Genomic DNA, 18123 nt, shown 5'->3' with positions numbered 1-18123 from the left:
ATGCAAAGTCCGCCCATCACGAGCGTTCTTTTTCCTGCACTTTGGCGAGGAGGCCTTGCATTACCTTCGGGAAATACGTGTTCCAGATGGGCCGCTCCGGATGCGCCGGAGATGACAGCCCTTGTTTCAGCTCATACTCAGCTGCCTTGTATTCTCCCTGCTCGTACAGGAAGTCAGCATAGAAATAGTGGGCGTCTCTCCCGTTTGGGGCGTTCTTGACCGCTTCCTCCAGATAAGCGCGGGCCTTGTCTTTGTCGCCCCAACCGAAGGGAAAACCGGGCACGCGATAATAGAGGACGCCGAGGCTGGTGGGTGCACCGGCGTCGGCGGCCTTGGGATTCAAGCTTTCAGCTTTAAGAAGCACGTCGCGCGCCTTCGAGGCGAGGTTGAGAGCGCCGATCCCCCACGTGAGCGAAGCGCGTTCGCTGGTAACGATGCCGTCCCAAATCAAGGCCTCTGGCTGATCGGGATACCGCTGCGCGAGCTCATCGGCCTTAGCTCCAACCGCATCCATATTCCGCTGGCGCTCGTCATTCGATTTGCTCAAATATTTGACGCGTGCCCAGTCATTGGCAACGCTTAGAACGTCCTCGTCGAAGTGACTTTTTGCAGCTGGAGCGGCCTTGGCATGCGATACGAATCCGCTGGCGATCACTGCGGTGATGGCAGCGGCAGCGATTGTGAGGCGATTGTTAGCCAGTTTCATGAGTTTCCTCATTGGTTGCTTGTTTTTGAGTCTGCGGCTGACTTGCGATTTTCATGTGCTGCCACTGCTCCGCAATCCGACTTCAAGCGTCGTAGGGGATGCGTTCTGGCTCATTAAGAATGCACGCACGCGCGTGTCCGCCATCTGTGCCTCGAGCGAGCGATCAACGAGCTGCGGGAACAGTCTCTGCACGAGTACGAACAGACGCTCGGGGCCTTTCGCATAGACGCTGTCCGCATCACGTGCGACGGCCGCCCAGATATCGCGCGCGACCTTCGCAGGATCATCGACGCGCATCCGCAGCGGATCGATGAGACGTGCGAAGTTGCTAGATGCATCCGTTTTTGTTGCGCGCGGCGCCGCATAAGTAATGCCGACGCCGAACTCCTTGAACTCGCGCCGCAGTGCAATCGAAAGCCCGCGAAGGCCGAATTTAGACGCCGAGTAGGCTCCAAACAGTGGGTAGGCAATGTCACCGAACATGGACCCGATGTTGACAACTCGCGAGGGAGCTCCACGATGAAGCAACGGCAGCAGCTCACGAATTAGAGCTGCTGGCGCGATTACATTTGTCTTCATCAGACGCTCCAGTTCGGCGTCGCTGGTACTCGCGAGCGGCCCGACGGCTAGCACACCAGCGTTGTTGACAAGAACGTCGAGCCGCCCCCACCAGTGCGCGATGTAGTTTTTCAAGGCGATGCGAATTTCCGGATCCGTGATGTCGCCGGGAAGCGCCACGTGATTGCGTTGCTGGTCCATCATCTCGAGCGTTCCATGCAATGCGTCGGCGCGGCGGCCGATTAATGCCACCGTCAGACCTCGCCGAGCCGCTTCGACAGCAAGCTGGCGGCCGATGCCCGAACCCGCGCCAGTTATGACGGCTAGCTTACCCTTAAGCTGCATCGCGGAGGCCCGGATGGCGCAGAGATAGCTCACGGAAGATGTCGCCGTAGAGCCTATAAATAATCTTCGATGTCGAGATGATGACGGGACGCGCCTCAGCTGAAATCCCGTCGACAAGGCTTTTGAAAAAGGCGACGTGCTGAATATCAAGCGCACCGTGCGAGCGAAGGTAGGAGAAGCCTGACTTGTCCGGAGGAGCAAGTGAGCGCTGAATGGCGTCAGCGGCTTTGTCGGCCAGCATCGTCGACATTCCCTCCAGCACATGCACGCTGCCGAGCATTGCATAGGGGCTGATCCACTCGATCGCATAGTAGGTATAGCCGACCATGATCTGGCATGCCTGTCCCGGCACGCCACATCTCACCGCTTCGATATCGCTACCGAATGCGCGAATATCATCGAGTATCCACTTCTCATGCCCGCGCTCTTCCTCCATGTATTCGACGAGTGCATCCTGGTAGGTCTCATCGTGCGTGCGTGCAGAAGCGAACGCCAACAGTGGAAAGGTGTGCTTCACGTGGTGATAGGCCTGCGTGAGAAAGTCGACGTAAAGTTCGCGGGACGCTCCTTTCTGCATGGCCGTCTGAATGAGCGGTATGGACAGGAAGGCCTGACGGTCAGTTGCTGTCTCGGCTTGCAACGCGTCGTAAAAGCTCATGCGCTCATCTCCTCTTCTTGCGTAACAGGATGCCGCTCGGCGGCGGCTTTGATCTCGGCGTAGGCGTCAGGCAGTAACGCGCGACGGAATCGGCCGTTGGGCGTGAGAAGGTTGCGCCGAACTGCATCGTTGCGAGCGAGCAGGACCAAATCGCGCGGTATCGCGTACACAGGGGCGTCGCGGCAGATATTGGAGAGCGCCAACAGCACTTCTTCTTTGCTGGCAGTGGCGAACCAATCTGCACCTCGAGAACTCGGAACTATGAGTGCGCTCAAATATGGCTCGCCGTGACCCAGCACGGCGCACGCGGCAATTCGCTCGTCCGTCGTTATCAGTGCCTCGATCCATTCGGGGCTCACATTGCGGCCGAACGAATTGACGATAAGGTTATCCTTGCGGCCGAGGATCCGGAGATAGCCATCGGCGTCGAGCATACCCAGATCACCGGTCCGCCAAGGATGGGCCGCATCGCAGCCATTCTGATAACCCTGCATGATCGTCGGCCCGTCGACGACGATCTCGCCGTCTTCGATGCCGATGTTCAAACCTGGCAGCGGCTGTCCCACCGTTCCGGGTCTGCGCATGCCGGGGCGGTTGACTGCGACGACGGAACAGCATTCGGAAAGACCGTAGCCTTCATGCGCGGGGATGCCTTTGCTCCAGGCCTTATCGGCCATGGCTGTCGCAACAGGGGCACCGCCGATAGCAACAAAACGCAGACTAGTCGGTGCCCTTTTGCCGCTTGCATCGAGCTCCGCCACCCATGTGGCGAGAAGCTCGGGTACGAGGACGGAAGTTGTCGGATCATGCTTGGCAAAGGTTGCGCTCAGTCCTTGCGGCTGGCCTCGTGCCACCGAGGCGGTCATGGCCCGATCGAAGCGCGTGCGTGCCTTGGCGAACAACGGCACGCAGATCGCGCATATCGTCTCGAGCAGCAGGGGAAGCGGCAGCACAGAAAGATACAAGTCGTCTTGCGTGGCGCATGTCGCCTGCGCCAACATGGCTGCCGAGCGCTCGATCTGGGACAAGGCAAGCCGCACGCCCTTTGGGCGCCCAGTGCTTCCTGATGTGTAGATGATTTGTCCGCCACCATGGCGAAGCTCGGGCGGAGAGCCCCGGCGCCCGTTCGTCACCGGCACAACCTCGACACCGAGCTGGCGCGCCGCATCGACCGCGGTCGGAGTCGCGATGACGTGCGAAATTCTGCAGTCGGCAAGAATGTGCTTCTGCTGTTCAGAGCTGAAGAATGCAGGAATTGGGACGATTATTTTGCCTGCGACCCAACCTGCGAGTTGCGCGACGACCGCGTCGTTTGAGTTTTCTCCCAAAAGTCCCAGGTGTTGGGGCAACGACTCCAGATTGGCCGCGCATTCAGCGACACGGGCTGAAAGATCAGCGTGCGTTAGCGAGCCAGAGTCATCGGAAAAAGCCGGAGAGGCATCTTGGTCGATAGCGTTGCGGCGCAGTGCGGAGATGATATCAAGCATGGACCACCGTGCTCGTCTGCTTGTTGAGATAGATTTGCGCCGCAGAGCGGCTGACAGCACAAACGAGCGGCGCGCCGTCGTAATAGGATCCCCACACTTGGGGATTTTGGGCGCGCTGCTTGTAAGCATCTCCCAAGACGATGTGCGGTAGGCCGAGAGCGCTGAGGAGACTGCGTAGGCGCTTGGTGGCGGTGAAGAAGGCCCAGTCGAAGCCAGCGGTGTCACCATACGAAACGATGTAGTGAAGAAATTGTGCGGCCCGCGCCGGTGCACGGCTGGCGAGGCCAGAAACCTCGAAGATGCTTTCGCGATCTACAGCTGCCCCAGAAGCTCGTGCGAGAAGTATCTCGATCGGTTCATCAAGATAGCACTCGGAAAAAAAATCGCACTCGGCAAAGCGCAGTCCCGAAGCGCACAGCCAATTACCATCGCGCCCGAGCAAAGCAAGGAGTGTAGGTGGAAATTCTGGAACGGACGCCCCGTAATGACTACGATAAACATCAGCAATGAAGTGCTCAACCTCGGACCGACGAGCATGGCTCTGCGTCACGACAATGATCTGCACCGAATCGCTCCCCTCGTTGTTGCGACCGGTCATGACCATCGAGGTAAGCGCTTACGGCGTGCTTACAGCCTTCAAGAAATCACAATGAAAAGTTGGGTCCGATGTTTAGTTCGAAGGCGAGGGGGCAGCCTCTCGATGAAGGCGATATGTGGCAATAGCAGTGAAGTAAGATGGGCTCGTAATTTTGCAAATTACGAAGAGCGAACGTCTGTCGTCCGCGTCCCGTCTTTTGGCGGTGGAAAGCGCAATGTAAACACCGCGCCTCCTTCTGGGGCATCGCCTACGGACACGGATCCGCCAAGAGCAGCAACAGTGCGTGCAACGATATCGAGGCCCAATCCGGCGCCGCCGCCTCGGTCCCGCGTACCTTGCCAGAAGCGCTTAAATATGCGCTCGCGCTCTTCCACCTTAACACCAGGCCCGTGATCTATTACCTCAAGCGCGGGAGGGTAAGAAACGACCATCACGACAGACGTGCCAGGGGCGGTGAAGCGAATTGCGTTCTCGACCAGATTGCGCACGGCGGACGTCAGCATATCGTGGCAACCATTCACCTCGACCTTCTTCGGACAAGGTAAAACCTCCAGGGACTTGCCGCATTTGATGGCCATCGGCCCAAGTTGCAGAACGACTTCTTCGACAATCGAGTTGAGATCCGTCACATCAGTTGCGTCCAACACGACGACATCCAGCCGAGCCGAATCGAGCAGCTGATTGACGAGGCGTTCGGCAGCCCTGATCTCCTCCTTGAGAGACTCAATTTCAGGCGAATTGGGGAGAATGCCGACGTGGGCTTTGATCACCGCAATGGGCGTTCTCAGTTCATGCGCAGCATCAGCGATGAAATGCTGCTGAGAATGGAATGCGATTTCGAGCCGGTCGAGAGCCCTGTTTACAGAACTCACCAGCGCGTCCACCTCACGTGGAAGTCCTTCATTTGACAACCTAGTCGAAACAGCACTCGGGCCAATGGATTCGGCCTGCAAAGCGGCGATCCGTAACGGCCGCAAACCGATCCGGGCAACAAGAAGATTTGTTAGCAGGACGAAGATGACGAAGGGCAGCCAGATCCATCCGATATCGACGACAAAGTTTTGTAGCAAGGAGTCAAAGGCCGCCTCACCTTGTGGTAATGCGATTTGAATCCAAACTGGCTTTGATCCAAACATCCCTTTGAGGGTAAAACCATACAGTCGTCCTTTTCGCCTATCGGCCGCCGAAACGAAGAAATCGCGGGTATTTTGGCCGTCGATCGGAGCCAGCGGCGCGTTGACACCAGTTGAGGCAGCCAGAAGAACTCCGTTTTCGCTAACGATGGCAAACTTGCCGTTCCCGTTTCGGAAGTCGTCTGTCAGGAAATCCGAAAGCTGAAGCGGCCTCCCTTCGGCCGCACGCTGAAGAAGATTTTTTATAGCACGTGCGTCGTTCTGAAGCGTGCGATCCCTAAACTCAGAATTTGTCGAGACAAATCTCTCGTAAATCAGCCAGCTCGTGGCCGTTGCGGCAAGTAGCGAAACTGTAACAAGGCCAACGATCAATCGCAGCCAGATCGACGGTGCTGCTTTCGGACTCTGCATGCCTAGTTCGTGGAATTTGATAAAATATACCCAACTCCGCGCAATGTGTGGATATGGACATTGGCGTTGGCATCGCTCATGCGTTTGCGTAAACGATGGATGAGAACTTCGATTGCGTTAGATGAAAGCTCCTCGTCGAAGCTGTAGAGCGCTTCCTCGATTGCCGTCTTGGGAACGACCCGCCCCGCGCGTCGGAGCAAAAGCTCAAGTGCACTGCATTCGCGTTTTCCAACTTCGACCCCGACGCCATCGACGAGCACTTCTCGCGTGCTCGTATTGAGCGAGAGATTGCCGTGAGCGAGATGCGTCCCGATGGTATGGTTCGGCCGCCTCAGCAATGCGCGCACGCGCGCAACGAGTTCATCGACCTCGAACGGCTTGCGCATATAGTCGTCTGCGCCAGAATCGAGCCCCTGCACCAAATCGCGTAAAGCGTCTCGGGCAGTTAGAACGAGAATGGGAACTTGATTGACTTGCTTTCTAACGGCGCCAAGCCAAGTAAGGCCGTCGATATCAGGTAATCCAAGATCGAGAATAACTGCGTCGTAGGATGTCGTCGCGATCGCGGCATCACCATCCGCGCCCGTTCCTACGGCATCGACGGCAAATCCTTGAGCGCGAAGTGCTGTCCCTATGTATTCAGCAATTCGCACATTATCTTCTACGATCAACAAGCGCATGCATTTCCCCGAATCCCCGAATGCATTCACGTCCGCGACCGCGGTCGGCCCCCTTTCCGGCCCAACAGAAGTGCGATGACGTCAGTGCCTGATGAACCCGTGGACGGGATGCAAATGCGGCCCTTAAAATACAGAATTGTTATTCTTGGGCGCTTTCCAGCACGCGTCTGACACAAGTCACAATTGTAAAAAAATGATCTTAGGCGGAGCCTCTCCAACTTTGTCTCATTGGCGATATTTCAGATCCAGGCATCCAAAAATTCCGCACTCGTTTGTGAGCTGTCCGTTGCCGGCTTGGTTCGATTCAAAGAAATCTATCGTTTCGACACGGAGCGTTTCCGAACAACTGCGCCGGCAAAATACCCATTGTCCTCCGGGCAGCTGCACTTGCCATCCCAGTTTATCCTGTCTGATCGGAGCAGTGATCGTTCCATTGCCGTATCTGCTAACGGCACTGACGCTGTCACCAATTTCAGTACCGTGAACCGGAGTGGACAACAGAAGCGAATAAAAACTCGCTCGGATGAAGTGCCGACGATTTTTCACGAAGTTCATATTGTGCGCGAACAAGACATGAAGGTTTGACGGCAAACGATGACGAGTGAAGCTAGTAAGTGCTTAACACAATCTGCTTCGCGCGCTGTAGCGGAGCGACCACAGCGCCAAGTCCAGTCACTTGTGGCTCTTGTCGTACGAAGATGGTGGCGCATGTCGTCACCAATTTTGATTGCGCGACGTAAGCAAGTCGTAATGTTCGCAGCTCACAATGTGCTGTCGCATCCGTCGGCGACGCCGCTCTCATCCCGATCTTTTCCGACATGCGCCGGTACTGATGCAGTGAAGCGGACATAGCAGCCCGGTTCTCGCATCACGTGACACGCGTGTAATCAGGGCTCGATATCAAACCCGTCATAGGAAAGTGTCCGACGACGCCCCTTGGTGAATCGGAATTGCCGATCCTTTCGGCTCAAGTACAGCGCTTGTCTCCTTGTTCGTAACTGGCGGTGGCATTGCGACCAGCGGGACTTATGAGCGATAGCGAACTTCTCGCGTTATGGGGCAGCGAAATCTCTTTCTAGACACGAAGAGACTTCGCTTCACGATCCGCATCGCTCGTTCTGAATCTGAAAGCGGGACATCGGTCTGTTCTTTAGTGAGAAGCAGACGTGCGCATGCGCCGTCCGATGCCATTCGGCGAATTGCTGCTCGATGCCCGCCTGCTCTGCAATGCAGATTTATGAGGTGGGATCCAGGTTTCGTACAAATTTCACACGAACCGTTTTGGGCGTGACTTCGGGCAAGAGAGCGGCTTTGCCGAGATAGCGGATATCGGCAGAACGTCCGACTTGGTCGTTTGCCAGTTATCCGCGGACGTCTGCTGCTTACCTAAATGCAGACGTCATGGCTTTGTCGGCTAAAAGGGCCAGAAGCAGACTTCGAAGGTATATTCCGAAGCAGCGCTAGATGACGTCGGCGTCGTTATTGAACCGAGCAAAAGAACCCGTTCGGGTGATCTGCGTTCGCCAAATTCGCATCCTTTGATTGTGGATGGAACGTCAGCGGCCACAGGTTTCAGCACCAATAATCGCTTTACGCGTCCTCGCTGAACACGCGTCCCGTCCGCACTTACCAACTCTCCCATCCAGAATTGCCACGCATGCCATTGCCTGTGCGCTCTCGCCGCGTGTTGCTTGGTACGCGCCGTGGCACTCGGCTACGCCACCGTGCGACAAGCAGAAAAAGCAATAAGATTGGGAGTAAACACCATGCTCAAGAGACTGGCGGCCGTAGCGGCCACATTTGTCCTCGCCTCCACCGTTTATGCGTCGGCGGACGAATGGGGCGAGAAGTTCAAGATGATCGACACCGATGGCAACGGCTCCATCAGCCGCACGGAGTGGGAAGCAAACTGGACGAAGCTCAAGATTGATCCAGCCCCTACCTTCACGGCAATGGACGCAGACTCGAACAACAGCGTCGATACGGACGAATGGGTGACCGCCCAGAAGATGGTGAAGGCATTCCCTGAAGGGTGCAAATCGTCTTCGGAATCTTGGTGCCCGAAGCAGTACTAACAGCCTGTACTTTTATTTCGCGCCGGGCGACCGAATTCATCGGAACGCCCGGCGTACGATTTCCCAGGATTTCTGGGAGTCATTTTCCTGCTCCGCCGTTTGCACATATCCGGGTGATTTCGCCGGCAACAGAAACCTCTCATCATATGACGTCGGCAATCATTGCCGATCAGGCGGCATGGGATAAAATTCGACATATCGTGGGAAAAAATCCCTTCAAAATCGGCATTGATAATCGGTTCTCGCTCGCTAGAACGGCTTGGGCTCGGGTGCTTGAGGTGAGCGCGACCAACCGTGAAGCTTCTCATCGTCGAGGATCATCCGATCGTCATATCCGGCTGCCGAGCGCTCTTTTCTCAAATCGATGGGATGGCGATCGTCGAAGCGCGAACGGCAGCAGAAGCGCGGCTCGCAATGCCACGCGAAGATCCTGATGTGACGATCATCGACATCAATCTTCCGGACGGCTCGGGCCTTGAGCTGACACGTGAATTCGTCGGCCACGACCACGAAGCCCGCATCGTCGTCTTCTCGATGAGCGATACGCCGATCCTTGCGATTCAGGCGATCCAGGCCGGCGCAAGAGGCTACGTCAGCAAGACCGGTGGCTCGACCGATCTGCGCGAGGCCGTGCTGGCGGTCGCGCGCGGCGATACGTGGATCTCGGATGATCTCGTGCAGGAGATGGCGCTGCTCCGGGCACAAAACCATCAAACAGAAACGCTTCTCAGCGAGCGCGAGCAGCTCGTCCTGCGAATGCTGGCCCGCGGCCGGAGCATGGCCGAAATCGCCAACGATATTTCCGTGTCCTATAAGACCGTCGCATCGGATTGCGCGATCCTGAGGAAAAAGCTCGGCGCCCGCACATCGACCGAAATGGTCCGTATTGCCCTTGAAATGAAGCTGATCTGAAAGCTGCCGAGCGTTTGCGATATTCGCCGAGCCGGACGGCGATTTGGGAAATAATTCCTGAAATTTCTTCCTATTTATCACCTTAATTCGGGAAATTGTCCTCTGTTAGCGTGCTGTCAGTATCGCATCTCGGAGGGAAGTAATCCTCTGAGCTTAAGGAACGACTTTCGAAACGGGGGCCGTTTCGTATCGCCCATGGAGGAGTTTTTCGAAATGAAATTTGGATTATTGGGTGTCGCAGCACTGGTGGCCGGCGCCGCATTGGCATCCGTTCACTATGCACACCCGGCCATCGCCGCTTCAGCATCTCTGACCGCGCTTGATCCCGACAACGACGGCACGGTCGATGTGCCAGAAGCCAAAACTGCCGCGGCAAAACTCTTTACCAAGCTCGACCCCGACAAGGACGGAACCCTTGATGGCAAAGAGCTGTCCGGCCGCGTTGACGAAGCCGGTCTGAAAGCTGCTGACCCCGACAACGACGGCACGCTCGATCAGAACGAATACGACGCGATCGTCGTAGAGCGCTTCAAGGCGGCTGATCCCGATAGTGACGGCACGCTCGACGACAAAGAACTAGCCTCGGATGCCGGGAAATCATTCCTGCTTCTTGTTGAGTAAATTTCCTCGGCTGTCTGGATCGCATGCAAGTCGCGGCCAGGCAGCCTCTTTTCCTGTGTGTGCACTGAGATTTCGAGACGCATGTGACTCCGCTGCAGTTGAGATCTACCGATTCTTCCCTCACGCTTTCAGGAAATTGAGAAGAAGGGTCTCGGAGGCGCGCTCGAGGTTTGGGTTCACCCAGGTTGTGAACGCTTAGCCTTTTGGAGAAGCCCATGCCCCTCGTAAGCATTTCGCGGATTGCTCTCCTTCTTTCAACCATCACCCTTTGCGCCACAGGCCCCGCTCGCGCCGATGACCCGGTCCGGGTCTCAGGCTATTTCTGCGGTCAAAAGCACGAGCAGGTCGCTTTTCTTCAGCGGGAAGCTGCGGGCGACTCGGAAGAGATCGCAGCCAATGAGGTGAACAAGGTCGTTGGCAAACAGACCTGCGCCTACTTTCTTCCCGCTAACGCCATTCCAGTGAAAGACGAAACCGTGATGAGCAACGGCCTCGTCTATAAGATGCAGAGCTTTATTTTCTTACCAGAGAAGGTCGAACGTTGGACCGGCACCTACTTCGGCTCGATGCAATCGACCAGGACCTTCAGCGAGCTCTGATCCCTCTTGGACGAAGCCGTACAGCTAAAGATGCTTACTGCTCGGGGAGGCGGCCGGCTTGCTGTTGTCGGGTCGGCGTGGCTCTGCAGACGCACGGCATTTGAACGTGTTGAAAGGTCCCACGTGGCACGAGACGGATTTGTTCTTCGCGTGGTCCCACTCTTGATACCCCTCGCCGAGCGCACCGGCGCGGGATGTCCACCATGTCGTCGCGGCGGATTTGGCTTCGGCTTCGGTCTTGCCCGATGCAACGCCGCTTTTGACCATCGCGCCACAGAGCAATTCAGCATGGCCGGTGCTGGGTGCTGCTCCAGCTGCAACCACGATGGTAAGCGCGATGGCGCTAATGTTCCACAGCGCCGGCAAGAACCATCCGCGGTCCGCTAGGACATTTGATCTTCTTGATCTCGACATTGCTGGCAAGATCGAGAACTGAAATGGTGTTTGAAAACCAGTTCGCCACATAGGCTTTTCTCCCATTGTGCAGCACGGCCACGCCTTCCGGATAGCGCCCGACCTTGATCTCGGCGCGCGGTGCATACGTTTGCGCATTGAAGATCGAGACGGTTCCGCCGTGTTGGTTGGAAACGAGGATTTCTGAATTGTCGTCGGTGATGGTCACGCCATAGGGCATCGAACGTGTCGCAGGCGTCGAGACGATCTTCAGAGTGTTCGTATCGATGATCGACAGCGTCGCGGCTTGGACGTTGGCGACCGCCAGTCGTTTTTTATCCGGACTTATTGCCAATGCGAACGGCGCGCGGCCGACGGGAATTTTCGCCAGAATTTTGAGATTCTTTGTGTCGATGACTGCGACATTGTTCGATTCACGGTCGGCAACGAAAAGCCGTCTGCCGTCTCCCGTCGCAACGAGATGAGCCGGCGAGCGCCCAACGGCAAACGTCGCTTCAGCCGCGCCGGTCGTCTCATCGACGATGGAAATGCGATTGGCGCTCCAGTCGCCTACAAAAAGGCGACCCGCATTGTCGGACGCAATGCCGAATGGCTGGCCGCCGACCTTCAGGGTAGCCAAGAGTGCGCGCCGGCCGAGATCGATGACGGCAATCTCGCCGCTGTCGGGAAGCGTTGCGAAGGCTTTGTGTGATCTCGCATCGATCGTGAAGGCTGCCGGCTTGCCGGTAATGGCGACCTTCGCCGCGATTTCATCAGAGGTCGTATCGATGACAGAAAGAATGCCGTCGTCTTGACTGAGAACGTAAACGCTTTGCGGTGAGGCCATCGCCACTGCGCCTTTCAGCGCAATGACGATGGTGCTCAAAAGGGCAGCGACGGGAAGACGTGCCCTCATTTACCTTCAACTTTCGCCTTCAGGCCTGCGAGCCCGGCTTTGATGTATGCGGTTGATCCCTTTACGGCCGCTTCGTCATTCTGATCGTCCGCCGGTTCGTTGCCGGTATCGAAGCGATAGAGACGCGATATCCACTCGACCTCGCTACCGCCCCCGGCAGCAGGCTGCACGGTAATCGCATCGGAATACGAACTGACCGCGAGCGCCTTGAGGTCTTCGTTTTGCAGGCGGTAGTCGATCTCCATCGCCTTGTCGTCGATGGCATCAAGGCTGTCGATGAGCGTTCCGCCAGACTTGAGCGTCAACGTTCGGGTCGTGTCGTCGCCGCTCCCTTCGACCTTGATATTCGTGACCCATGGGTGCCACGTCCCGATGGACGCAAAGTCTTTCACGATTTTCCAGACGTCAGCAGGTGGGGCGGAAATCGTAATTTTCTCATCCACTTTTTGTGGCGTCGGACCATGCGCCCACGCAGCACTCGAGAACGAAAGAACAGCAGCGATAACGAGAAGTGGACGTAACTTAATTGCCATAAACCAAAGCTCCTTTGGGATGGGACGTAAAACCGAACTTCAAGAGGTGGCGGGGACTGGGAAAACGCACCGTCTCGAACAATGAAAATGCGTAGAGTGCGAGCAGCAGCAGCAGCGCCGCGAGCGCGGGAACGTAAGACATATTCGTATCCACCGGCACGAGCCGAGGTTCCGTCGCCGAGAGAAGACGCGGCGCCAGCGAATTGACGTGCTGAAGCTCGGCGTATTGCAGGCCGGTACGTCGCGCGAGGTCTTCCAGATGTGCGGTTCTTACCGACGACAATTGTTCGTCGCCGGTCGCGGGCATGGCGCCAAAAGGAGCGTTGCGCGGATTGTATCCTTCGCGCGTCTCGGCATCTGGCGGCGGCGCGCCGATTCGATTGTCCTGCGGAACGTCAGTTTCGCTGTAAACGCCGGCTTGCCGTCCCTCGTCATCGAATTTCGGGATCGGTGTTTTTTCCGTTCCTCCGACGCCGACAATCAAGCCTTTTACAGCACCCGGCTTGCCATCGAATTCCGGAACGCCCGTGAAGGGCAGAGGCGGCGCTTCATGTCCGTCAGTCAGAAATAGAAGATCAGATTTCAAACTCTGAGCGATGTCGATGCCCGAATAGAGACCCAGGGCGATATAGCTGTCGCCTGCCCACGCCATGCGCCAATCGAGATCTGAGATTGCTCCTTCGAGTGCATCGTAGTTGGCGCAGATCTCGGCCGGATCGAAGAGGAGATACGAAATGCGCTCCGTAAAGACGCCGAGACCGAGACGTGAGTCGCAGGGAAGATCCTGCATCAGATTGACGAGCGCAGTCTTGGCGGATTCGAGCCGATCCTGCGATCCGCGCGGGTCTCCCATGTCGCGCGTGTTCATGCTACCGGTGATATCTATGATTGCCAAAACGTCGGCGATGCGCTGGTTGCGCACGAGATGGAAGCCGATCATCGCGGCAATGGTCAGTGCCAGCGCGCCGGCGAGCAAAGCTGTTCGGCGATCGAATTCAATCCCGAAGAAAGTCATGGCAACCCCTTCGGAATGCCGGGCAGATCCGTCCATAATTTCTTTGGTGCGTCGGGCGATTCTTTATCGGGATTATCCGCTTGCGGCAGGTCACGCACGATCCGCATGGCAACGTCGATATTGTAGCGCGCATCCCAGTTTGCAGGATCAAGTTTGAGCGCGAGGCGATATTCGGATTTCGCCAAATTGACGAGCGCAGCCGCTCCGTCGAGATCGCCCTTACGAACAGCCTCGGCTGCGAGCAGCGTTCTTAAATTGGCCATATTGTAAAGCGCAGCTGCGTGAATGGCGGGGGGAACTCTCTCGACCGACGAACTCAAGGTTGCTTGCGCATCATCGATTTGGTCGCGTCGCAGAGATTCATTTATGCGCGCCAGAATCTCCTGCGGCGTCGCGGTTCGAATGTTGATCGCAGCATCACCCCGCGCCAGGAGTTGGCGGATCGTGCTGTTAGCGCGTTCGGCTCGGAAGAATTCATCGGCGGCGTATCCAAACCAAACCGCGCACAGGAGCGTGAGCAGCCAAAGGATTTTTCTGCGCTGATCCGATAAAAGAGTGATAAAGCGGTCAACGAGCATGCGCGCCTCCGGGCATGGCGTGGAGCGAGCGGGCGCAGAGCTTCGCGGCAAGAAGAAGAGCTAAAGCCAGTGCCGCAAACGCGTATGCCCATCGCGACAGGTCGTATTGCGGGATACGCTCGGTGTAGACGATTGGCGTCTGCTCAAGCTTGCCGATATCTTTTATGGCGGCTTTGACCGCATCGGCGTTCTCCGCCTCATAAGCACGGTAGGGAATGCGCAAACTCTGAAAGAACTTGTTGAGGTGGCGTTCGGGGAGCGCCTGCGGCGTATCCTCTGCATCGGACGGAGGAGTGGCGAACATGCTGTTCGAACCTTCGGTGCGCAGATAGAGGAAATAGAGATGGACAGGACGCCGGGCGAAATCCGTCCGCAACGCTTCCTGCACGCGCCGCCCCACGACCGCGACGCCATCCGAGACCAGAACGATAGCGCGCGAACCAGGCAGAACATCTTCGTCGATCATGCTGAGCGCCATGCCGAGGCCGCGGCCGACATCCGTGAACGCGAGACCCGGCCGGTCGATCGCATTGATTGCATTGAGCACGACGCCTTTGTGATCGGTAATCGGCACGACATGTAGCGGCGCAGTTGAAAATTCGGCGATACCGAACCGGTCATGTTTGCGTTCCACGACGAAATCCTTGAGCAGCCGCTTGGCCGCCGCCGATTTCGATTCTTCTGCTCCGCTGGGCTGACGACCTGCGAAGGTATCGTTCATGCTGGCGGAACGGTCGATCAACAGCACGATGTGCGCGCCCTGTCCAAAGCGCTCGATCTTGCGTTCACGCAGCGCAATTCCCGATAGTCCGAGAACGATCCCGCCAATGGCGAGCACTCCCGCAAATCGCAGTGCCCAAGTCAGCACTTGCGAAAGCCGGTCGGTCGGAAGGTCCGCAAGCGAAGGATAACCCTCCTGCTTCTGTGTCCCGAGAAAGAGCGGGATAAGCATCAGCGGCAGCAAATATAAGCCGAGAGGGTTCGTAAAAATCATGCCGCGGCTCTTTCTTCGCGTGCTAGATCGCCGGCCAGCCTCTTCACGCTTTCAAATGGGAAGCGATCCTCGGCGGTGCGTCGATCGTCGGAGAAGAAATAAAGGCGCGAACTTTCAAAAAAAGCTTTGAGCCGCGGTGCCAACCCTTCAAAGCGCGGATGTTCTCGCGTGAATGCTGAAGCGTCTTCGGCAAATAACCGATGACCGGCCGCTTCGTCGAAAGCGCGATGCAGAATGAGAAGTGCCTCGCGATAGGAAGCGTCGCCCACTCCATAGGGCAGGAGGTCCCGGATCTGGCGGTCGGCTTGCGTAAACGGACGGCCGGCGCGTTTCTTGAACGGCCAGATGGCATAATGCCAAAGCAGCAGTAGCCCACAGCCGAGAAGCGCGAGGCTGGAAAGCGCGAGCATTTTTTCTTTGGAGGCGACTGGAATCTCGTGTGCCCGCACGTTGGGACGCAGCACGTCCGAAAGTTCTTTCGTCTTTTCGGGCATGAGATCGTTCAAAACGAGATTGCGAAGCGGCGAGAGGGTCAGGCGCAGAGCAGGAACCGACGCGGAATATTTCCTTGCAGCTTCTTCCGGGTCATTCGGCGCAGTTTCATCCGGCGCAACACTCGTCGGATTTTTGAACTTCAGAGGGAAGGCCGGAATGTCGAGTTCAGTTGCCTCGATCGCGGAATAGAAAATCTGATACTTCAGCTTGATATCATAGATCCGCCGCCCATCAGCTTCGCGCTCTGTGTGGTCGATGGAAACCAAGTCGAGCCAGTATGTCAGGGGGCCGGGCCGTGGAAGTGCCGCCGTAAAGAGTTCGGTGTTGCCGCTGGTGACGACTTGAACGTCGCGTTCGAGCATATCTCCGATAAAATAACCGAACGTCCGCGGCTCATAGATGTTGACGGCGTCTATGGCAGCTAGCGCCGGGCGAATGCCGATCAGAACGAAGACGATCATCCAAAAGATGCGCATCAGGCGGACCCGTAGAGAAGATAGGCGGTAAGGCGCATCCAATCGATTGAATCGCGAATGGTGAACATCTCGCGAGCGTTCGCATCGATGACGCGCGTGATGCGATCGCGCCGCTCGTTTCGCAATGTCAGCCATTTCGCTTTCAATGATGGACGCATGGCGACAAGACGATGCCGTCCGGTTTCAAGGTCACGCAGATTGAGCAGACCCCAACGCGGCAAGTCTTCAATCTCAAGACTGTCGCGCAACTCGATTGGCACGACGTCGTGGAAGGCGAGCACCTCGGCTGCAGCCCGTGTTCCCTCTTCGGGCCACAAAAAATCGGAAACAATGAAGACGAGCTTGCGCGATCCGGCAATTACCGCACCGGCTTCGGCGATACCTTTAGTTCCTTTGTGCTCGGCTTTTGCGTGGCGAAGCCGGTCAATGGCGTCCAGGTGCGCCGCGCGTGACAGTGTCTTCCAGAGCAAGAGGTCCTGGCGCAACACGCTGTCAAACGGCAGCAATGCAAAGGTATCGCCGGTACGTTCGGTGCAAATCGCAAGCGCTTCGGCAATATCTGCCGCAAGCGCCATCTTGTTGCAGTGGCCTTCGAAGGCCATCGAAGCTGAAACATCGACGAGAACGACGACATCAATCGCGCTCGGTTGTTCGGCGCGACGGACAAGAAGACGTTCGAAAGGGTCGCTCAACGAGGCGCGAACGGCGATGCGCCTCGGATCAGGAAACGCCGTCAGCGGAACGATATCGCGGAACAGGCCGCTGCTTCCCGACAGATAGCTCTTGTGCGCGCCGACGCGGACGCCGCTCGTACGCCAGGGTATGGCATAAGCGAGATCGCGCGCGGCGTCGTTCATGGCGCCGGCACCTTGGCGAACACGTCGCTGATGAGCGCCCGAATGATGTCATCGCGTCTAAGTTCGTAGACCGGCGCAAGGAAGATGCGGTGCGCCATGCACTCGGAGAAAATCTCACGAATATCCTCCGGCACGACCATGTCTCTGCCGGCGAGCCACGCCTGCACGCGCGCCGCTCGGATCAGATAACTCATGCCGCGCGGGCTGGCTCCGCCCGCCACGAGACGCGTGATGTCGACGTTTGGAATATCAATGCCGGCCTTCGCGGGTTCGCGCACGGCGGTCCAGAGATCGAGAACGTACGTCTCCAGCGCCGGGCTTACGATGATGCTGTTCTGAATGACCTTGGAAAGCGCATTCAGACGCCGGTAGTCGATCACACCTTCCCTGAGTGATGAAATCAGCGCATCGACATCATGGAACTTCGTCTCAAAGAGCAAGTCTCGGCGCGCTGTATTGCCTGTCGGGGTAGCAATGCCAACTTCCATCAGAAAGCGATCGCGGGCAGCGGCAGGCAGCTCAAAGGTTTCCTCACGCTCGATGCGATTGCGATCAGCAAAGACGAGCAGATTGGGAAAATAGTGTTCCTTGTTGAAGGCCGTGATACTGCGCTCGGCCATCAATCGCAGCAGCAGCGAATGCACCTGAGGGCGCGCGCGGTTGATTTCGTTGAAAAAGAAAACCGAGAGATCGCTGCCATGGCGAAGAACGGGGCCCGGATCGACGCGTGGCTTACCCTCTTCGTTGAGAAACGTGTGATAGATCATGTCCGAAGGCATTAGATCGATCGTGCCTTCGATGCGTTCGTAAGCACCGCCGAGCGCTCGAGCCATCGCGCGCAAGAGCGTCGTCTTACCGACGCCGACGTCGCCTTCCAGAAGAACATGCCCGCGCGCGAATACGGCAATTGTCAAAAGACGGATTGCCCGCTCCTGGCCGACGACAGCTTTCGCGATTTCCTGCTCGAAGTCGCGAGCATCGCGGCGCCAGCTTTCGAGGTTAATTGGTTCGGACATATCGGCAGCAGGCTGCCGATCAAGCGTTGGGCGATTCATTATTCTTGTTCCCAAGCGTGGCGTGCTC

The 18123-nt window shown here is 57.1% G+C and carries 20 protein-coding genes; 4 read left to right on the top strand and 16 right to left on the bottom strand.

Annotation, left to right across the window (positions count from 1 at the left end; genetic code table 11):
- Window positions 1-16: 16 nt before the first annotated feature.
- From HYPMC_RS02300 to HYPMC_RS02270, 7 genes are all read right to left on the bottom strand, one after another.
- A complete protein-coding gene (locus HYPMC_RS02300; RefSeq protein ID WP_013946154.1) occupies window positions 17-706 on the bottom strand; it encodes a tetratricopeptide repeat protein in 690 nt (229 codons plus the stop codon).
- A 51-nt stretch (window positions 707-757) separates the two neighbouring features.
- Entirely contained in the window at window positions 758-1642 is an 885-nt protein-coding gene (locus tag HYPMC_RS02295) for an SDR family oxidoreductase (RefSeq protein WP_244420962.1), read from the bottom strand.
- Window positions 1599-2267: a TenA family transcriptional regulator gene (locus HYPMC_RS02290; protein WP_013946152.1), complete on the bottom strand. Its 669-nt coding sequence runs from the start codon at window positions 2265-2267 to the stop codon at window positions 1599-1601. The genes HYPMC_RS02295 and HYPMC_RS02290 overlap by 44 nt, the downstream gene beginning before the upstream one ends.
- Window positions 2264-3754: an AMP-binding protein gene (locus HYPMC_RS02285; protein ID WP_013946151.1), complete on the bottom strand. Its 1491-nt coding sequence runs from the start codon at window positions 3752-3754 to the stop codon at window positions 2264-2266. Before HYPMC_RS02285 ends, HYPMC_RS02290 begins: the two co-directional genes overlap by 4 nt.
- On the bottom strand, window positions 3747-4319 hold the full coding sequence (locus tag HYPMC_RS02280) for a thermostable hemolysin (RefSeq protein ID WP_157135385.1): 573 nt from the start codon (window positions 4317-4319) through the stop codon (window positions 3747-3749). Before HYPMC_RS02280 ends, HYPMC_RS02285 begins: the two co-directional genes overlap by 8 nt.
- Before the next feature lie 191 nt (window positions 4320-4510).
- Window positions 4511-5857, bottom strand: a complete 1347-nt coding sequence (locus HYPMC_RS02275; RefSeq protein ID WP_172636508.1) for a HAMP domain-containing sensor histidine kinase — start codon at window positions 5855-5857, stop codon at window positions 4511-4513.
- A gap of 41 nt (window positions 5858-5898) precedes the next feature.
- On the bottom strand, window positions 5899-6576 hold the full coding sequence (locus HYPMC_RS02270) for a response regulator transcription factor (protein ID WP_013946148.1): 678 nt from the start codon (window positions 6574-6576) through the stop codon (window positions 5899-5901).
- Window positions 6577-8342: 1766 nt separating this feature from the next.
- Here HYPMC_RS02270 and HYPMC_RS02260 point away from each other — a divergent pair.
- The 4 genes from HYPMC_RS02260 to HYPMC_RS02245 all read left to right on the top strand — a co-directional run bounded on the left by HYPMC_RS02260 (window position 8343) and on the right by HYPMC_RS02245 (window position 10783).
- A complete protein-coding gene (locus HYPMC_RS02260) occupies window positions 8343-8651 on the top strand; it encodes a hypothetical protein (protein ID WP_013946145.1) in 309 nt (102 codons plus the stop codon).
- A 294-nt stretch (window positions 8652-8945) separates the two neighbouring features.
- Window positions 8946-9563, top strand: a complete 618-nt coding sequence (locus tag HYPMC_RS02255) for a response regulator transcription factor (RefSeq protein WP_013946144.1) — start codon at window positions 8946-8948, stop codon at window positions 9561-9563.
- Between the two features lie 213 nt (window positions 9564-9776).
- Entirely contained in the window at window positions 9777-10184 is a 408-nt protein-coding gene (locus tag HYPMC_RS02250; protein WP_013946143.1) for a calcium-binding protein, read from the top strand.
- 215 nt (window positions 10185-10399) lie between these two features.
- A complete protein-coding gene (locus HYPMC_RS02245) occupies window positions 10400-10783 on the top strand; it encodes a hypothetical protein (RefSeq protein WP_013946142.1) in 384 nt (127 codons plus the stop codon).
- 24 nt (window positions 10784-10807) lie between these two features.
- Here HYPMC_RS02245 and HYPMC_RS02240 read toward each other — a convergent pair whose 3' ends face one another.
- From HYPMC_RS02240 to HYPMC_RS02200, 9 genes are read right to left on the bottom strand one after another with little or no spacing between them, the layout of a single operon-like run.
- On the bottom strand, window positions 10808-11149 hold the full coding sequence (locus tag HYPMC_RS02240; protein WP_013946141.1) for a hypothetical protein: 342 nt from the start codon (window positions 11147-11149) through the stop codon (window positions 10808-10810).
- Window positions 11127-12092: a YncE family protein gene (locus HYPMC_RS02235; RefSeq protein WP_013946140.1), complete on the bottom strand. Its 966-nt coding sequence runs from the start codon at window positions 12090-12092 to the stop codon at window positions 11127-11129. The genes HYPMC_RS02240 and HYPMC_RS02235 overlap by 23 nt, the downstream gene beginning before the upstream one ends.
- Entirely contained in the window at window positions 12089-12625 is a 537-nt protein-coding gene (locus HYPMC_RS02230) for an SRPBCC family protein (protein ID WP_013946139.1), read from the bottom strand. Before HYPMC_RS02230 ends, HYPMC_RS02235 begins: the two co-directional genes overlap by 4 nt.
- The gene (locus HYPMC_RS02225; protein ID WP_013946138.1) at window positions 12615-13640 is read right to left on the bottom strand and encodes a vWA domain-containing protein; all 1026 of its coding nucleotides are present in this window, start codon (window positions 13638-13640) and stop codon (window positions 12615-12617) included. Before HYPMC_RS02225 ends, HYPMC_RS02230 begins: the two co-directional genes overlap by 11 nt.
- Window positions 13637-14218, bottom strand: a complete 582-nt coding sequence (locus HYPMC_RS02220; protein ID WP_013946137.1) for a hypothetical protein — start codon at window positions 14216-14218, stop codon at window positions 13637-13639. Before HYPMC_RS02220 ends, HYPMC_RS02225 begins: the two co-directional genes overlap by 4 nt.
- On the bottom strand, window positions 14208-15212 hold the full coding sequence (locus HYPMC_RS02215; RefSeq protein ID WP_013946136.1) for a VWA domain-containing protein: 1005 nt from the start codon (window positions 15210-15212) through the stop codon (window positions 14208-14210). The genes HYPMC_RS02220 and HYPMC_RS02215 overlap by 11 nt, the downstream gene beginning before the upstream one ends.
- The gene (locus tag HYPMC_RS02210) at window positions 15209-16183 is read right to left on the bottom strand and encodes a hypothetical protein (protein WP_013946135.1); all 975 of its coding nucleotides are present in this window, start codon (window positions 16181-16183) and stop codon (window positions 15209-15211) included. The genes HYPMC_RS02215 and HYPMC_RS02210 overlap by 4 nt, the downstream gene beginning before the upstream one ends.
- On the bottom strand, window positions 16183-17040 hold the full coding sequence (locus HYPMC_RS02205) for a DUF58 domain-containing protein (protein ID WP_013946134.1): 858 nt from the start codon (window positions 17038-17040) through the stop codon (window positions 16183-16185). The genes HYPMC_RS02210 and HYPMC_RS02205 overlap by 1 nt, the downstream gene beginning before the upstream one ends.
- Window positions 17037-18095, bottom strand: coding sequence for an AAA family ATPase (locus HYPMC_RS02200; RefSeq protein WP_371199573.1), 1059 nt, complete (start codon window positions 18093-18095; stop codon window positions 17037-17039). The genes HYPMC_RS02205 and HYPMC_RS02200 overlap by 4 nt, the downstream gene beginning before the upstream one ends.
- Between the last annotated feature and the right edge of the window lie 28 nt (window positions 18096-18123).

The organism is Hyphomicrobium sp. MC1 (assembly GCF_000253295.1).
Classification (GTDB): Bacteria; Pseudomonadota; Alphaproteobacteria; order Rhizobiales; family Hyphomicrobiaceae; genus Hyphomicrobium_B.
This window is presented reverse-complemented; position numbering and strand designations above follow the sequence as displayed.

Excerpts from the sequence above, each read along its gene's own strand:
- HYPMC_RS02220 (WP_013946137.1), bottom strand. The coding sequence starts at position 14,218 with ATGCTCGTTGACCGCTTTATCACTCTTTTATCGGATCAGCGCAGAAAA.
- HYPMC_RS02250 (WP_013946143.1), top strand. The coding sequence starts at position 9,777 with ATGAAATTTGGATTATTGGGTGTCGCAGCACTGGTGGCCGGCGCCGCA.
- HYPMC_RS02205 (WP_013946134.1), bottom strand. The coding sequence starts at position 17,040 with ATGAACGACGCCGCGCGCGATCTCGCTTATGCCATACCCTGGCGTACG.
- HYPMC_RS02235 (WP_013946140.1), bottom strand. The coding sequence starts at position 12,092 with ATGAGGGCACGTCTTCCCGTCGCTGCCCTTTTGAGCACCATCGTCATT.
- HYPMC_RS02270 (WP_013946148.1), bottom strand. The coding sequence starts at position 6,576 with ATGCGCTTGTTGATCGTAGAAGATAATGTGCGAATTGCTGAATACATA.
- HYPMC_RS02260 (WP_013946145.1), top strand. The coding sequence starts at position 8,343 with ATGCTCAAGAGACTGGCGGCCGTAGCGGCCACATTTGTCCTCGCCTCC.
- HYPMC_RS02245 (WP_013946142.1), top strand. The coding sequence starts at position 10,400 with ATGCCCCTCGTAAGCATTTCGCGGATTGCTCTCCTTCTTTCAACCATC.
- HYPMC_RS02300 (WP_013946154.1), bottom strand. The coding sequence starts at position 706 with ATGAAACTGGCTAACAATCGCCTCACAATCGCTGCCGCTGCCATCACC.
- HYPMC_RS02285 (WP_013946151.1), bottom strand. The coding sequence starts at position 3,754 with ATGCTTGATATCATCTCCGCACTGCGCCGCAACGCTATCGACCAAGAT.
- HYPMC_RS02290 (WP_013946152.1), bottom strand. The coding sequence starts at position 2,267 with ATGAGCTTTTACGACGCGTTGCAAGCCGAGACAGCAACTGACCGTCAG.
- HYPMC_RS02210 (WP_013946135.1), bottom strand. The coding sequence starts at position 16,183 with ATGCGCATCTTTTGGATGATCGTCTTCGTTCTGATCGGCATTCGCCCG.
- HYPMC_RS02215 (WP_013946136.1), bottom strand. The coding sequence starts at position 15,212 with ATGATTTTTACGAACCCTCTCGGCTTATATTTGCTGCCGCTGATGCTT.
- HYPMC_RS02225 (WP_013946138.1), bottom strand. The coding sequence starts at position 13,640 with ATGACTTTCTTCGGGATTGAATTCGATCGCCGAACAGCTTTGCTCGCC.
- HYPMC_RS02200 (WP_371199573.1), bottom strand. The coding sequence starts at position 18,095 with ATGAATCGCCCAACGCTTGATCGGCAGCCTGCTGCCGATATGTCCGAA.
- HYPMC_RS02230 (WP_013946139.1), bottom strand. The coding sequence starts at position 12,625 with ATGGCAATTAAGTTACGTCCACTTCTCGTTATCGCTGCTGTTCTTTCG.